Raw genomic sequence first — 13,990 nt, forward strand, 5'->3', positions numbered from 1 at the left:
ATCCGTGACAACCACGCCCTTCACGAACCGAGAAGGGATGCCGCGCCGGCGCATGCTCAAAGCCGCGCTCGCGGCCGGGACCGCCGTGCCGATGGGCGTCGCACGCCCGGCGTGGGCGGCTCCGGCCGGCGCGGGCCCGGTGCGGCTCACCCTTCCCGCGCCCACCGGACCGTATCCGGTGGGGACGGTGCCCCTGCACCTCGTCGACACCTCACGTCCCGATCCCGTGGCCGGCCCCGGGCATCACCGCGAGTTGAAGGCCGCCGTCTGGTACCCCGCCCGGGGCGTCGAGCGGTATCCACTGGCCCGCTGGACGTCCCCCGCCGTGGCGCGGGCACTCCTCGCGTCGGCTGGCTTTCCGGCCGATATCGCGATGGCGCCGCTCACGGCCGGCCACGAGGGCGCACCGGTGCTGCGAACGGGCCGACGACTGCCCGTCGTCGTCCTCTCGCACGGCGCGCACGATCACCGAGGAGGACGACCGTGCCGCCCCGGGGAGCGCGAGGGGGCGCACGGCGCGTTGTGCCGTGGGTATCCGCCGGTGGTCGGCTTCGTCGACGCGCCCCCCGTGCCGGGCCGCCCCGTGGCGGGGCTCGTGAAGCCGCCGGGGTGGGCCGGCTGCCCCTCGGCCGTCGCACCGGGGGTCCCCCAGGTGCCGGAGCCGAGTACGCCGCTCGCCCAGGCGGACCCGGGCGGCTCGGCGCAGGAAGAGCTCGCGCAGGTTCGGTAGCGGCGGCCCGAAGTGGCCGGGCAGCTGTGGTTCAGCCGGTGGGAGCGGTCGGCCCGGTGGCCCGGTAGGCGCGGAGGAAGGCCGCGACGCCCCCTGTGATCAGGCGGTCCGTCTCCTCCTTGGGCAGCGGCCGGACCCCGTAGTGGGACAGCTGCACGATCGCGTGCGCGGTCAGGGCCGAGAAGTGGGCGCCCGCCAGGCCCGCGTCGCCGTGCACGTCGAGCAGGCCCGCGTCGGCGAGGCCGGTCATCGCCTCGGCCATGGCCTGCCCGACCGGGCGTGGTCCGGCGTCCTGCCATGCCTGGAGGACCTCGGGCGGGACGTGGTCGGCCTCGGCGTGGATGTGGCGGACCAGCGCGAAGTGGTTCGGGTAGTCGGTCATGAGGTCCACGAACGCGCGGGCCAGGGCGACGAGGTCGCGCTCCAGGTCCTCGGGGCGTGGCGGGCGCCCGGGGGCCAGCACCGCGTGCAGGCGGGCGAGTTGGGCGTCGCGCACGTCGGTGGAGGTCCAGGCGACGACCGTACGGAAGAGCTGGGCCTTGCCGCCCGGGAAGTGGTTGTAGAGCGTGCGCGTGGAGATGCCGGCCTCGGCGGCGAGCGCGTCCACCGCGGCCCGGGTGTAGCCATCGCGGCCGAAGACGGTGCAGGACGCGCGCGCGATGGCGATCTGCTTCTCCAGCTTGCGCGGTGACATCTCGCGCCGTGCCTGTGCCATCCGGTCCTCGTTGCTGTCGGCCACCAGTCGTCTCCCAGCCTCGCCGTCCGAATCTACAACGCACGTTGTAATTTTAACAACGTGCGTTGTAGCTTACCTGAGGGAGCCGCGGAGGGCGGCTCACCCCAAAAGGGATACGAGGGGACACCCATGTCTGCAACCGCCAGCACCGGCCACACCGACACCGCCCCGCTGCGCGTCGCCGTCATCGTCGGCAGCGTCCGCGAGGGCCGCCAGGCGAGCGCCGTCACCGAGTGGTTCCTCGGCACGGCCGCCGGGGACGACGGACTGGAACTCGACGTCGTCGACCTCGCGGACGTCCCCCTGCCGCTGGTCATGCCCGGCTGGGGCGGCACGCCGGACCCCGAGGCGGTCGCCGCGCTGAAGGACGTCTCGCCGCGGCTGGACGCCGCCGACGCGTTCGTCGTGATCACCCCCGAGTACAACCACAGCTTCCCGGCGGCCCTGAAGAACCTCATCGACTGGCACCACGGCCAGTGGCAGGCCAAGCCGGTCGGCTTCGTGTCGTACGGCGGTCTCGGCGGCGGGCTGCGCGCCGTCGAGCAGCTCCGGCTGGTCTTCGCCGAACTGCACGCCGTCACGGTGCGCGACTCCGTCAGCCTGCACGGGCCGTGGTCCGGCCTCGGGGAGGACGGCACCCCGCGCGACGCGGCCGTCTGCGCCGGTGCCGCCAAGGGAATGCTCGGGCAACTGGCCTGGTGGGGGCGGGCGTTGCGGACGGCCCGCGCCGAACGGCCGTACGCGGCCTGACCGGAGGCCGGGGAACATGAGTGCGACCGGGACCGCCGGGGCGCGGGCCGGGGCGCGGGATGCCGCGTCCGCCGCCGCGCTCCGCCGCACCGTCACCGTCGTGATCACCGGCTCCGTCATGTCGGTGCTCGACATGACGGTCGTCAACGTCGCGATGCGCGGCCTCTCGGAGTCCTTCGGCGCGCCGCTGGAGACCATCCAGTGGACCGCCACCGCGTACACGCTGGCGCTCGCCGCCGTCATCCCCACCTCGGCGTGGGCGATGGGCCGGATCGGCGCCAAGCACACCTATGTGACCGCCCTCGCCCTGTTCACCCTCGGCTCGCTGCTCGCCGCCTGTGCCTGGGACGCCGGCAGCCTCATCGCCTTCCGCGCGGTGCAGGGGCTCGGCGGCGGGCTGCTCATGCCGGTCGGGATGGCGATGGTGATGCGGGTCGCGGACCGTGCCCGGCTGGGCCGGGCCATGGGACTGCTCGGGCTGCCGATCCTGGTCGGCCCGGCGGCCGGGCCGGTCCTCGGGGGCCGGCTCGTCGACGTGGCCTCCTGGCACTGGATCTTCCTGGTGAACCTGCCCGTCGGCGCGCTGGCCCTGGTCCTCGCCGGGAAACTGCTGCCGCGGGACCGGCCCGGGAGGGCGGCCACACCGCCCGGACTGGACGTCCCGGGCCTGCTGACCCTCTCCCCGGGGCTCGCGCTGCTGCTGTTCGGGCTGGCCCGGGGCGGAGAGGGGGGCGAGTTTGCCGCGCCCGGCGCGTTCGCGCCCGCGCTCGCCGGTGCCGGGCTCGTCGCCGCCTTCGTACGACGTGCGCTCACCGCGCGCGCCCCGCTGCTCGACCTGCGGCTGCTGCGGGACCGTACGTTCGCCGCCGGGACCGCCACGCTCGCCCTGTTCGGCTGCGGCTACTTCGGTTCGTTGCTGCTCGGGCCGCTGTACTGGCAGCAGGAGCGCGGCATGACCGCGACGGCCGCCGGGCTGCTGGCCGCCCCGGTCGGGCTCGCCGTCGGTACGGCGATGCAGATCGCCGCGCGGCAAGTCGACCGGGTGTCGCCGCGGCGCCTGATCTGCGCGGGGATCGTGGTGGGCGCGTCCGGGATGGCGCTGGGGGCGCTGCAGGCCGGGGAGGACGGCGTGGCGCCCTGGCGAGTGGTCTGCTCGCTGGCGGTGATGGGCGTCGGCTCCGGCATGGTGCTTATGCCGACGATGACGACCGCGACCCGCGGGCTGCCCGGCGACCGGGTGGCCGCCGCCGGCACCGCGCTGAGCATCAACTCGCAGGTGTGGGCCTCGGTGGGCACCGCGCTGCTGTCGGTGGTGCTGGGCGCGGCGGGCGCGGACCCGGCTGGGTTCCGGATCGCGTACGCCGTCGCGGCGGGGCTGCTGGCCCTGGCCCTGCTGCCCGCGGCACTGCTTCCGGGTCGGCGGTCAGCGGGCGGGGAATGACCTTCGGGGCACCGGTTCAGCCCACGCTGAGCTCCGTCAGCTGCGCGAGGGGCAGCGTGTGCTGGGTCTGGAGCACCTTCGCCCGCAGGTAACGCACGTTGTGGGCGGTGGTGAAGACCCCCGTGGGCACCCGGTCGCGGACGGCCAGGCCCAGGCCGCGCAGCTGGTCGGCCTTGTCGGGGTTGTTGGAGAGCAGGTCCAGTTCGTCGATGCCGAGGGCGCGGAGCATCTGGCCGGCCGACGTGTAGTCGCGGGCGTCCTCCGGCAGGCCGAGGGCGGCGTTGGCCTCGTAGGTGTCCAGGCCCTGGTCCTGGAGGGCGTACGCGTCGAGCTTGTTGTAGAGGCCGATGCCGCGGCCCTCCTGGCGGAGGTAGAGCAGGACGCCGCCGCGGTCGGCGATGCGCTCGACCGCCTCGCGCAACTGGGGGCCGCAGTCGCAGCGGGCCGAGCCGAACACGTCCCCGGTCAGGCACTCGGAGTGCAGGCGGACCAGCGGGACGGTGCCGGGGGCGGGGCGGCCGAGGACGACGGCCACGTGCTCCTGGCCGTCGGTGAGGCCGTGGAAGGTGACCAGTTCGGCGTCGAGGCTGTAGCCGTCGTGGAAGCGCAGCGGTACCCGGACGCGGGCGCGCGGGGTGGCGGCGGGGGTGTCGGGCATGCGGGTCTCCGGGGTCCAAGGAGCTTCAGATTTGAAGCAGATGCCAGGACCCTACCCCATGCTTTAAATTTGAAGCAACGGAATTGCGGACCTCGGGTGAGTGTCACGAACAGGACTTCGGCGACCGGCGCCGCCACGGCACGTCGTCCGGCGCGCACCCCGCGTCCTCGCCCTGGAGCGCGTCGGCGACCGAGCTGAAGATCTCCTCCAGCTGCCGCACCTGCTCGGGGCTGAGGCGGTCGAAGAGGGAGGCGCGTACGGTCGCCACGTGACACGGCGCCGCACGTTCCAGGACGGCCATCCCCTCGCCGGTCAGCGCGGCGATGCTGCCCCGCTTGTCGGACGGGCACCCTTCGCGCCGCACCAGGCCGTCCTTCTCCAGCCGGGTCACGGCGTAGGTCAGCCGGCTCCGGGTGATCTTCGACTTCTCCGCGAGGTCGGTCATGCGCAGACTGTGTTCCGGCGCCTCGGAGAGGTTGGCCAGGATGGAGTAGTAGAGGTGCGGCATGCCGGTGTCCTGCTGGAGCTGCCGGTCGATGGCGTCCTCCAGGAGGAGGCTGCCGGCGATGTAGGCGCGCCAGGCGCGCTGCTCCTCGGGGGTGAGCCAGCGGGTCGTCATGCCACCAGTGTAGGTTTGTTTCAAACTTGAACCAAGATCCGGGTCTGGCCGGTCCACCGGGTCCGCCGTTGCCCGCCTCCCGAAGAGAGCGCGTCGATGCCCCGTCCGTACGTCCTGCTGTCCGCCGCCGTCTCCCTCGACGGGTACCTCGACGACACCGGCCCCGACCGGCTGCTGCTCTCCAGCCCGGCCGACTTCGACCGGGTCGACGAGGTGCGGGCGTCCGTCGACGCGATCCTGGTCGGCGCCGGCACCATCCGCGCCGACAACCCCAGGCTCCTGGTCAACTCGCACGAGCGGCGGGCGGCCCGGCTCGCCGCGGGACGGGCGGAGTACCCGCTCAAGGTCACCGTCAGCGGCACCGGCGACCTGGACCCGGACGCGAACTTCTGGCACACCGGCGGCGAGAAGGTCCTCTACACGACCGGCAAGGGTGCCGAGCAGGCCCGCGCCCTGGGCATCGCGGCCGACGTCGTCCCACTGGGCCCGGATCTCGACTGGCCCGCTCTTCTAGAACATCTGTACGCAGTGCGCGGAGTGCGCCGCCTGATGGTCGAGGGCGGCGGCACCATCCACACCCAGCTGCTGCGGCAGGGCCTGGCCGACGAGCTGCAGCTCGTCCTGGCCCCCCTCCTCGTCGGCGACCCCCGTGCACCCCGCCTGTTCGGGCCCGGGGGCTACCAGGACGGGCGCCTCAGACTGCTGGAGACGCGCCGCATCGAGGACGTCGTCCTGATGCGCTACGAGCCCACCGCGCCCGGCACCGGACCGGCGGCCGTCGCGGCCGACCGCCACTGGCTGCGGACCGCCTGTGAACTGGCCGCGCTGTGCCCGCCCTCGGAGACGGCGTTCAGCGTCGGGGCGGTGGTGGTGGCCGCCGACGGTACGGAACTCGCGCGCGGCCACTCACGCGAGGGGGACGATCCCGTGGTCCACGCGGAGGAGGCGGCGCTGGCCAAGATCCGGCCCGACGACCCCCGGCTGGCCGGCGCCACGGTGTACAGCAGCCTGGAGCCGTGCGCCCGGCGGGCCTCCCGGCCGGCGCCCTGTGCCCGGCTGATCCTCGACGCGGGGGTACGGCGGGTGGTCACGGCCTGGCGCGAGCCGGACACGTTCGTCACCGGAGCCGACGGGAGCGGGCTGCTGGCGGCCGGGGGTGTGGACGTGGTCGTCCTGCCGGAGTACGAGGAGGCGGCGAAGGCGCCGAACCGGCACCTGCCGGGCTGACCCGAACCCCGGGGACTCCGGAAAAAGCCCTGCTCGAAAAGGTGTGTGCGAGCGGTCCCGCGGATGACGTACACTGGTGACACAACGACGCGGGGTGGAGCAGCTCGGTAGCTCGCTGGGCTCATAACCCAGAGGTCGCAGGTTCAAATCCTGTCCCCGCTACTGAAGGCTCAGGGCCGGAATCCAGTACACGGATTCCGGCCCTGAGTGCTTTCCCGGCCTCCGCCACCCCGCGCCGGGCTCAACTCGCCCGTTTTTCGCCGGTCATGGCCTGAAAGTTCTCCTGTGAAAACCGTAATGATCAAGCCGAACCGCTTGGAAACTGACCGGTAGCTCTATTAACGTTCGATAACGCAGCGCGGTCGTCCCAGCCGTCACCCGAGACGGCTCCGTGCGCACATGCCGAATCCCGCGAGGGAACCGGGGAACCACCACCTTGGGGTGAATCACGCCGACACCGCCGTGAACCGCTTGGGTTCACGACCGGTATACGCGCGTAGGAGACCTTCCCGCTCCGAACCCGTCAGCTAACCCGGTAGGCGTTACGGAAGGAAGGAGCACGCCCGCGTGGCGTCCAACCCGCCTGCCCCCACAGCCCCGTTCGTGCCGAGCCAGCGCACCGAGACCTTCGGCTACGGCGAGTACCGCACCGACGAGGGCCCCTGGGAGGAGTGGAACCCCACCGAGGAGTCCCTCGCCCCGGTACGCGGCCGGCACCGCGTCAGCAAGCAGCGCGGCGGCGGGCTCGCCCGCAGCTCCACCGTCCTGGGCGTCGGCGTGATAGCCGCCGTCGGCGCGGGCGGCATGGCCAGCGCCAACACCGGCAAGCCGCCGGTCCACATCTCCATGCCCGACCTGCCCTCCGTCGGCTCCCTGCTGGGCGACGACACCGACGGCGCCAAGGCCACCACGGCAAGCCTGTCCCACGTCGGCGTGGCAACCGCCGCCAGCGACCAGGACAGCGCCGACGCCGGCGAGGCCCTGCGCAACCGGATCATGGCGCAGGCCGAGCAGCAGAAGAACCAGGTCGACGGCAAGGCGACCGCCGCCGCCGTGGCCGCCGCCGAGAAGCAGTCCACCGCCGCGGCCGCCAAGGCGGAGAAGGAAGCCGCCGCCCAGGCCGCCGCCGCCAAGGACAAGGCGGAGGCCGTCGCCAAGAAGCAGGCCGAGGCCGACCGTCTCGCCAAGCTGGCCAAGCAGTACACGCTGCCGACCTCCTCGTACACGATCACCGGCACCTTCGGCCAGCCCGGCGCCATGTGGTCCTCCGGCTACCACACCGGCCTCGACTTCGCGGCGCCGACCGGCACGCTCATCAAGGCCATCCACAGCGGCACGATCACCGAGGCGGGCTGGGCCGGCGCCTACGGCTACCGCACCATCCTCACCCTCGACGACGGCACCGAGCTGTGGTTCTGCCACCAGTCCTCGATCAACGTGAAGGTCGGCCAGAAGGTCGGCACCGGTGAGGTCATCGGCCGCGTCGGCGCCACCGGCAACGTCACCGGCCCGCACGTGCACCTCGAGGTCCACCCCGGCGGCCAGGCCACCGGCATCGACCCGATGGCGTGGCTGCACAGCAAGGGCCTCAACCCCTGACGCGTCCCTCAGTTCCCCGGCAGCCCTGACGACACCCCCCGACGTCAGGGCTGCCGGTCTTCGCGGAATGCGCGCCACCGCCGCGGTTGTTGGATCAAGGCATGACTTCCCTTCGCAAACTCGGCAACTCCGACCTCGAGGTCTTCCCGCTCGCCCTCGGCGGCAACGTCTTCGGCTGGACCGCCGACGAGGCGCAGTCCTTCGCCGTCCTGGACGCCTACACGGCCGCCGGCGGCAACTTCGTCGACACCGCCGACTCCTACTCGGCATGGGTCGACGGCAACGAGGGCGGTGAATCGGAGACCGTCATCGGCAACTGGCTGAAGTCCCGCGGCAACCGCTCCGACGTCGTCATCGCCACCAAGGTCAGCCAGCACCCGAAGTACCAGGGCCTGACCGCCGGCAACATCAAGGCCGCGGCCGACGCCTCCCTGCGCCGCCTCGGCACCGACCACATCGACCTTTACTACACCCACTTCGACAAGACCGAGGTCCCGGTCGAGGAGATCATCGGGGCGCTCGACGAACTCGTCCGGACGGGCAAGGTGCGCTACATCGCGGCCTCCAACATCTCGGCCGAGCGCCTCCAGGCGTCCCTCGACTTCTCCGAGCGCGAGGGCCTCGCCCGGTACGTGGCACTTCAGCCGCACTACAACCTCGTCTCGCGCGACACCTACGAGGGACCGCTGCGGGACGTCACCGACCGCGCAGGCCTCGCGGTCGTGCCGTACTACGCCCTCGCCTCCGGCTTCCTCACGGGCAAGTACCGGCCCGGTACCACCGTGGACAGCGCGCGGGCGGGCGGTGCGGCCAAGCACCTCGAGACCGAGCGGGGGCAGAAGGTCCTGACGGCCCTCGACGAGATCGCCGCCGCGCACGACGCCCCCGTGGCCACCGTGGCCCTCGCCTGGCTCGCCGCGCAGCCGACGGTGGCGGCTCCCCTCGCCTCGGCCCGCACGGTGGACCAGCTGCCGGCGCTGCTCGGGGTGGCCGAGCTGGAACTCACCGGGGAGGAGCTGACGCGGCTCACCGAGGCGTCGGCGTAGCCGTCCCCGCCCCGTTCCGCTACGTCCGGTACGGGTTGTAGGCGGTGTACGGCGCCGCCGGATACCCGTAGCCGGGCCCGGGGCCGGGCGGCCCCTGTACGTACCCGTACGCCCCCTGCACCCCGTACACCGGCCAGGGTGTCGGAACCACCGGAGCCGACGCCCTCGCCGCGTACTCCAGCGCGGGCCGTGCCGCCTGCCGTCTGCTCCACAGCTCGGCCAGCAGATCCCGCTCCCGTACGACGAAGTCGGCCCCCGCCCGCCCGCGGCGCCCCCGGTGCCGCAGGAACGCCAGCGAGGTCGCGTACGCCTCGTACTGCGCCACCGCCCGCGCGGCCGGCTTGCCCCCGTGATGACGGGCGTAGTCACGGGCCATCCGCCGGGCCCGCATCGAGCCCAGCGCGAACGGCTCGCCCGGGCCCAGCCAGCCGGCGAGGACGTACGCCGGGAGCTCCTCCCGTACGGTCCGCAGCTCCCGCTGGCGCGTCCAGATCACCAGCCAGGTCAGCAGCCCGAACGCGGGCAGCATGAAGGTCCCGTACACGGCGAAGAAGCCGTACTCGCCGAAGGTGGAGGAGCCGTTCCACAGCGCGTGCATGCCCATCGCGAGCAGCAGCCCGCCCAGCGGCACCAGCACGCGCCGCACGTGCTGCCGGTCGGCGGACAGGGCGGCGATGCCGAAGCCGATGCCGGTCATGACGGTGAACAGGGGGTGCGCGAACGGGGACATGATGACGCGCACGAAGAAGGTCGCCGCGGTCACCGAGGCGATGCCGCGGCCGCCGGTGATCTGGTCGGTGCCGAAGGCGGTGCCGAGGTAGAGGATGTTCTCGGTGAAGGCGAACCCGGTGGCCGTGACCCCGGCTATCACCACGCCGTCCACGATCCCGGTGAAGTCCCGTCTGCGGAAGAGGAAGACGAGCAGGACGGCGGCGGCCTTGGCGGACTCCTCCACGATCGGCGCTATCACCGTCGCGCCGAGGGTGTCGGCGCTGGACGGGTCGCCCGTCGTCGCTATCCACTTGGTGGCGAAGCTGTTGGCGACGATGGCTATCAGCGCCGCCGCGCAGGCGCCCCAGGCGAAGGCGAAGACCGTGTTCCGCCACGGGCCGGGCGCGACCCGGTCCAGCCAGCGGAAGGCGGCTATGAGCAGCGGGACGGGCAGCACGGCCAGCCCGAGCCCGACGAGGAACCCCTCCGTGCCGGTCTGCTGCCGCACGAGGGCCAGGATGACCAGCCCGGAGAGCGCCAGCAGCGTGATCAGCGCCCCGTACCGCACCCACCTGCGCTGCCACCAGTGCGGGTGCCGGAGCGCACCGTCGACGGGACCGGCGGGGTGCGTCGGATACGGGGGAAAGGTGGCCACGGCATTGACCCTAACGTCGCTGCTGCTCCCGCTGCTGTACGCGGCGGAACAGCAGATCATTCACCACATGTCCCTTCTCCAGGCCCTGTCCCTCGAAACGGGTCAGCGGGCGGAAGTCGGGACGCGGCGCGAAACCGCCGTCGGGCCGGGTGTTCTCGAAGTCCGGGTGCTCGGTCAGCACTTCCAGCATCTGCTCGGCGTACGGCTCCCAGTCGGTCGCGCAGTGCACGACCGCCCCGGGCCTCAGCCGGGTCGCGGCCAGGGTGAGGAACTCCGGCTGGATCAGCCGCCGCTTGTGGTGCCGCTTCTTCGGCCAGGGGTCCGGGAAGTAGACGCGCAGCCCGTCCAGCGAGTCCGGGGTGAGCATCTCGCGCAGCAGGATGATGGCGTCGCCGTTGCCGACGCGGACGTTGGACAGCCCGTCGCGGTCCGCGATGCCCAGGAGGTTGCCCTGGCCCGGGGTGTGCACGTCCACCGCGAGGATGTTGGTGCCGGGATCCGCGGCGGCCATCCGAGCGGTGGCCTCTCCCATCCCGAACCCGATCTCGAGCACGACCGGGTTGTCGTTGCCGAACAGCTCGGCGAGATCGATGTCCCGCCGCCCGTCGATGTCCAGCCCCCACTTGGGCCACAACCGCTGCAACGCGTCGGCCTGCCCCGCCGTCACCCGGCTCCGCCGCGGCTGGAAACTCCGGATCCGCCGCTCGAAGTGCGACCCCGCCGGGTCCGCCTTCGGGCCGTCCGGGAACCGTGGCTCCCCCTTGGCCCGGCTGTGCCGGATGGACACACCGGGGGCGGGATGCGGGGGGCCGGGGGTTTCGGGAGCGTTCAACGAGTCAGACACAGTGACTCGATTTTACGCGGGGCCGCCCCGGCGCCCGACCGAGGCCGACGCCGCCGAGGCGCACGCGCTCGGCGACACCGGCCGGACCACGGCGCGACGGGGATCACCCCAGGGCCTCCAGCGCGCTCAACGCCCTGCTCGCCACCTCCCGCCCGATCGGCAGCGAAGCGGTGGCGGCGGGTGACGGGGCGTTCAGTACGTGCACCGCGCGGGGACCCTCCTTGATCAGGAAGTCGTCCACCAGCGTGCCGTCCCGCAGTACCGCCTGCGCCCGCACCCCGGCGGGGGCCCGTACGAGATCGGCCTCCTCCACCGCGGGCAGCAGTCTGCGTACGGCCTTGGTGAAGGCGGCCTTCGACACCGAGCGCCGGAACTCCCCGAGCCCGTACCGCCAGTGCCGCCGGGCGATCGCCCACGATCCCGGCCAGGCCAGCGTCACCGCCGTCTCCCGCGGCCGTACGACCCCCCAGCCGTACCCCTCGCGGGCCAGCGCCGGCACCGCGTTCGGCCCGATGTGCACGCCGCCGTCGATCCCGCGCGTGAGATGCACGCCGAGGAACGGGAACGCCGGATCCGGCACCGGATACACCAGCCCACGCACCAGCCCCGGACGCGCCAGCTCGTAGTACTCACCCCGGAACGGCACGATCCGCACCCCGGGCTCGTCACCGGTCAGCCGGGCCACCTCGTCGCAGTACAGCCCGGCGCAGTTCACCAGCACCCGCCCGCGCACGACGTCCCCGCCCGCGGTTCGCACGGCGACGCCGAGCTCCGGCCGCCGGTCGATCCGCTCGGCCCGCGCCCCGTACCGGATCTCCGCCCCGGACGCCTCGGCCAGCTGCCGCGCGACCCCGGTGAAGTCGCACACCCCCGTCGTCCCGACGTGTATCGCCGCGAGCCCCTGCACCTCAGGCTCGTACTCCGCGATCTGGGCCGATCCGAGCTCCCGTACCGGAATCCCGTTCTCCCGGCCGCGCTGCACGAGCGCGTGCAGCCGCGGCAGCTCCTCCCGCTCGGTGGCGACGATCAGCTTGCCGGTGACGGCGTGCGCGACGCCGTACTCCGCGCAGAACTTCACCATCTCGGCCGCGCCCCGCACCGCGTACCGCGCCTTCAGGGAGCCGGGCCGGTAGTAGATCCCGCTGTGGATGACCCCGCTGTTGCGCCCCGTCTGGTGCCGGGCCGCTCCCGGCTCCTTCTCCAGCACGGTCACACGGGTGCCCGGCGCGGCACGCGTGATCGCGTACGCGGTGGACAGCCCGACGATCCCACCACCGATCACGAGCACGTCGCAGTCATAAGCGATCCCCGGCCGCACCTGCACCACCTCCCACGTCGATAGTGCACTGCGCCACTGACAACGCCTTGAAACCCCGCGGAGGAGACGCGGCCCCTACGCCGGCGCCATCAGCAACGGACGGGCCCGTTCCCGCAGCTCCACCACCCGCGGCTCGTCCCCGTACGGCTCCAGCCGGTGCAGGAGATCCTTCACGTACTCCGTGGTGCGCGCCGAGGAGATCCGCCCGGCCACCTCCACCGCCCGCACCCCCTGCTCGCAGGCCGCGTCCAGGTTGCCCGACTCCAGCTCGGCGACCGCCGAGACGACCAGCCTGAGCCCGTGCGACCGCACGAACTCCTCCGTCGGCTTCGACAGGGCCTGCTCGGTGAAGCGGCGGACCTGGCGCGGGGCCTTCAGGTCGCGGTAGCACTCGGCGGCGTCGGCGGCGAAGCGGTCGTAGCCGTAGAAACCGAGCCAGGACGGGTCCTGGTCGCCGTCGCGGGAGCGCTCCAGCCAGCCCTCGGCCGCCTTCAGGGCCGCCCCGGCCGCCTGGGCGTCGCCCGCGCGCGCGTGGGCGCGTGCCTCGACCAGCCGGAAGAAGCTCATGGTGCGGGCGGTGGCCAGGCCGCGGTTGCGCTCCAGGGCGGCCTGCGCGAGGTCGACGCCCTCGTCGCCGAAGCCCCGGTACGTCGCCTGCAACGACATGGAGGCGAGCACATAGCCCCCGAGGGGGACGTCCGCGGCCGCGCGGGCGAGGCGCAGCGCCTGGATGTAGTAGCGCTGTGCGGCCTCCTGCTGGCCGGTGTCGAAGGCCATCCAGCCCGCCAGCCGGGTGAGTTCGGCGCTGGCCCCGAAGAGGGCGCGGCCGACCTCGTCCGAGTACGAGCCGAGCAGCAGCGGTGCCGCCTCCACCCTGAGGCACTCGGGCACCATGGACGAACGCCAGTCGCCGCCTCCGTATTTGGAGTCCCAGCGCCTGGCGTCCTCGGCTGCCTCCCGCAGTTTCTGCACATCGCTGTGGCCGACTTTGAGCGGTGCGCCGGAGCCCTCGGAGAGGTTCGCGTCCCGCGCGACCGAGCTGTCGGCGGGGGTTATCAGCCAGCGTGAGGCGGGCGTTGCGTACGCGCTCACTGCGAACGAGCCGGCCAGCGACTGCCAGATGCCGCCGGCGCCGGCCCGGCGCCCGGCGAGGTCGAGGCGGTACAGATCGGTCGCCGACCGCACCGCCTGTCCCACGTCCCTGGGGAAGGCGAGGCCGACTTCGGGGGCGGGATCCGCGTCCGCCAGGCCGATCTCGTGGAGCGGCACCGGGCGGCCGAGCTTCTGGCCGATGGCGGCGGCGATGAGATGCGGCGCGGCACCCTGCGGCACCATGCCCTTCGACACCCAGCGCGCCACCGACGTCTTGTCGTAGCGAAGAGTCAACCCACGTTGAGCGCCAAGATCGTTGACGCGTCGCGCGAGTCCTGCGTTGCTGATTCCCGCGAGGGCGAGAACGGTGCCGAGTTTTTCGTTCGGCCCGCGTTGCTCCCTGGACATGCGCCACCCCTCGACACAGACGGCTGCCGCGCTGGCATAACCACGCGGCATTCGTAAACCCAGCGTAGTTCGCCGCATCCCAAGCGTTAAGGGGCATTGTTCCGGATGGCGGGATTGTGGTCCGTCACGGACCACTCGCCCTGTACGCACCGTGCA

13 protein-coding genes, 1 tRNA gene and 1 riboswitch are annotated in these 13,990 nt (G+C 72.7%); of the genes, 7 read left to right on the top strand and 7 right to left on the bottom strand.

All coding sequences use genetic code 11. The features are described from left to right. The first annotated feature begins 4 nt into the window (after positions 1 to 4). Positions 5 to 730 carry a hypothetical protein gene (locus ACFY01_RS31265; RefSeq protein WP_390739090.1) on the top strand — a complete coding sequence of 242 codons (726 nt, stop codon included), beginning with the start codon at positions 5 to 7 and terminating at the stop codon, positions 728 to 730. Between the two features lie 31 nt (positions 731 to 761). Here ACFY01_RS31265 and ACFY01_RS31270 read toward each other — a convergent pair whose 3' ends face one another. Then, complete coding sequence (locus ACFY01_RS31270) at positions 762 to 1,469, bottom strand: TetR/AcrR family transcriptional regulator (protein ID WP_390739091.1); 708 nt, start codon at positions 1,467 to 1,469, stop codon at positions 762 to 764. A 126-nt stretch (positions 1,470 to 1,595) separates the two neighbouring features. Between ACFY01_RS31270 and ACFY01_RS31275 the strand changes: the two genes are divergently transcribed. Together ACFY01_RS31275 and ACFY01_RS31280 are read left to right on the top strand one after the other, a co-directional pair. Further along, the gene (locus tag ACFY01_RS31275; protein WP_390739092.1) at positions 1,596 to 2,216 is read left to right on the top strand and encodes an NADPH-dependent FMN reductase; all 621 of its coding nucleotides are present in this window, start codon (positions 1,596 to 1,598) and stop codon (positions 2,214 to 2,216) included. Between the two features lie 16 nt (positions 2,217 to 2,232). Beyond that, complete coding sequence (locus ACFY01_RS31280) at positions 2,233 to 3,657, top strand: DHA2 family efflux MFS transporter permease subunit (RefSeq protein ID WP_390739093.1); 1,425 nt, start codon at positions 2,233 to 2,235, stop codon at positions 3,655 to 3,657. A gap of 16 nt (positions 3,658 to 3,673) precedes the next feature. Here the strand turns inward: ACFY01_RS31280 and ribA are convergent, their stop codons facing one another. Continuing rightward, the gene (ribA, locus tag ACFY01_RS31285; RefSeq protein ID WP_390739094.1) at positions 3,674 to 4,315 is read right to left on the bottom strand and encodes a GTP cyclohydrolase II; all 642 of its coding nucleotides are present in this window, start codon (positions 4,313 to 4,315) and stop codon (positions 3,674 to 3,676) included. A 103-nt stretch (positions 4,316 to 4,418) separates the two neighbouring features. Then, complete coding sequence (locus tag ACFY01_RS31290; protein WP_390739095.1) at positions 4,419 to 4,934, bottom strand: MarR family winged helix-turn-helix transcriptional regulator; 516 nt, start codon at positions 4,932 to 4,934, stop codon at positions 4,419 to 4,421. Positions 4,935 to 5,030: 96 nt separating this feature from the next. Here ACFY01_RS31290 and ACFY01_RS31295 point away from each other — a divergent pair, with 96 nt between their 5' ends. The 4 genes from ACFY01_RS31295 to ACFY01_RS31310 all read left to right on the top strand — a co-directional run bounded on the left by ACFY01_RS31295 (position 5,031) and on the right by ACFY01_RS31310 (position 8,806). Then, on the top strand, positions 5,031 to 6,161 hold the full coding sequence (locus ACFY01_RS31295) for a dihydrofolate reductase family protein (RefSeq protein ID WP_390739096.1): 1,131 nt from the start codon (positions 5,031 to 5,033) through the stop codon (positions 6,159 to 6,161). A gap of 88 nt (positions 6,162 to 6,249) precedes the next feature. Then, positions 6,250 to 6,323: transfer RNA gene (locus ACFY01_RS31300), tRNA-Met, on the top strand. A 228-nt stretch (positions 6,324 to 6,551) separates the two neighbouring features. Continuing rightward, positions 6,552 to 6,718: riboswitch (cyclic di-AMP (ydaO/yuaA leader) on the top strand. Between the two features lie 10 nt (positions 6,719 to 6,728). Beyond that, positions 6,729 to 7,760 carry a M23 family metallopeptidase gene (locus tag ACFY01_RS31305; protein ID WP_390739097.1) on the top strand — a complete coding sequence of 344 codons (1,032 nt, stop codon included), beginning with the start codon at positions 6,729 to 6,731 and terminating at the stop codon, positions 7,758 to 7,760. A gap of 101 nt (positions 7,761 to 7,861) precedes the next feature. Then, a complete protein-coding gene (locus ACFY01_RS31310) occupies positions 7,862 to 8,806 on the top strand; it encodes an aldo/keto reductase (protein WP_390739098.1) in 945 nt (314 codons plus the stop codon). A 19-nt stretch (positions 8,807 to 8,825) separates the two neighbouring features. Here ACFY01_RS31310 and ACFY01_RS31315 read toward each other — a convergent pair whose 3' ends face one another. From ACFY01_RS31315 to ACFY01_RS31330, 4 genes are all read right to left on the bottom strand, one after another. Then, entirely contained in the window at positions 8,826 to 10,172 is a 1,347-nt protein-coding gene (locus ACFY01_RS31315) for a PrsW family intramembrane metalloprotease (protein WP_390739099.1), read from the bottom strand. Between the two features lie 10 nt (positions 10,173 to 10,182). Next, a complete protein-coding gene (trmB, locus tag ACFY01_RS31320; protein ID WP_390739100.1) occupies positions 10,183 to 11,016 on the bottom strand; it encodes a tRNA (guanosine(46)-N7)-methyltransferase TrmB in 834 nt (277 codons plus the stop codon). Positions 11,017 to 11,119: 103 nt separating this feature from the next. After that, a complete protein-coding gene (gene lhgO / locus ACFY01_RS31325) occupies positions 11,120 to 12,343 on the bottom strand; it encodes an L-2-hydroxyglutarate oxidase (protein ID WP_390739101.1) in 1,224 nt (407 codons plus the stop codon). A gap of 66 nt (positions 12,344 to 12,409) precedes the next feature. Continuing rightward, positions 12,410 to 13,834, bottom strand: a complete 1,425-nt coding sequence (locus ACFY01_RS31330; protein ID WP_390739102.1) for an MFS transporter — start codon at positions 13,832 to 13,834, stop codon at positions 12,410 to 12,412. Between the last annotated feature and the right edge of the window lie 156 nt (positions 13,835 to 13,990).

This window comes from Streptomyces sp. NPDC001480, assembly GCF_042894725.1.
Lineage (GTDB): Bacteria > Actinomycetota > Actinomycetes > Streptomycetales > Streptomycetaceae > Streptomyces.

Coding starts and splice junctions, on each gene's coding strand:
- ribA (WP_390739094.1), bottom strand. CDS start 4,315: ATGCCCGACACCCCCGCCGCCACCCCGCGCGCCCGCGTCCGGGTACCG.
- ACFY01_RS31330 (WP_390739102.1), bottom strand. CDS start 13,834: ATGTCCAGGGAGCAACGCGGGCCGAACGAAAAACTCGGCACCGTTCTC.
- ACFY01_RS31290 (WP_390739095.1), bottom strand. CDS start 4,934: ATGACGACCCGCTGGCTCACCCCCGAGGAGCAGCGCGCCTGGCGCGCC.
- ACFY01_RS31275 (WP_390739092.1), top strand. CDS start 1,596: ATGTCTGCAACCGCCAGCACCGGCCACACCGACACCGCCCCGCTGCGC.
- ACFY01_RS31310 (WP_390739098.1), top strand. CDS start 7,862: ATGACTTCCCTTCGCAAACTCGGCAACTCCGACCTCGAGGTCTTCCCG.
- ACFY01_RS31295 (WP_390739096.1), top strand. CDS start 5,031: ATGCCCCGTCCGTACGTCCTGCTGTCCGCCGCCGTCTCCCTCGACGGG.
- ACFY01_RS31280 (WP_390739093.1), top strand. CDS start 2,233: ATGAGTGCGACCGGGACCGCCGGGGCGCGGGCCGGGGCGCGGGATGCC.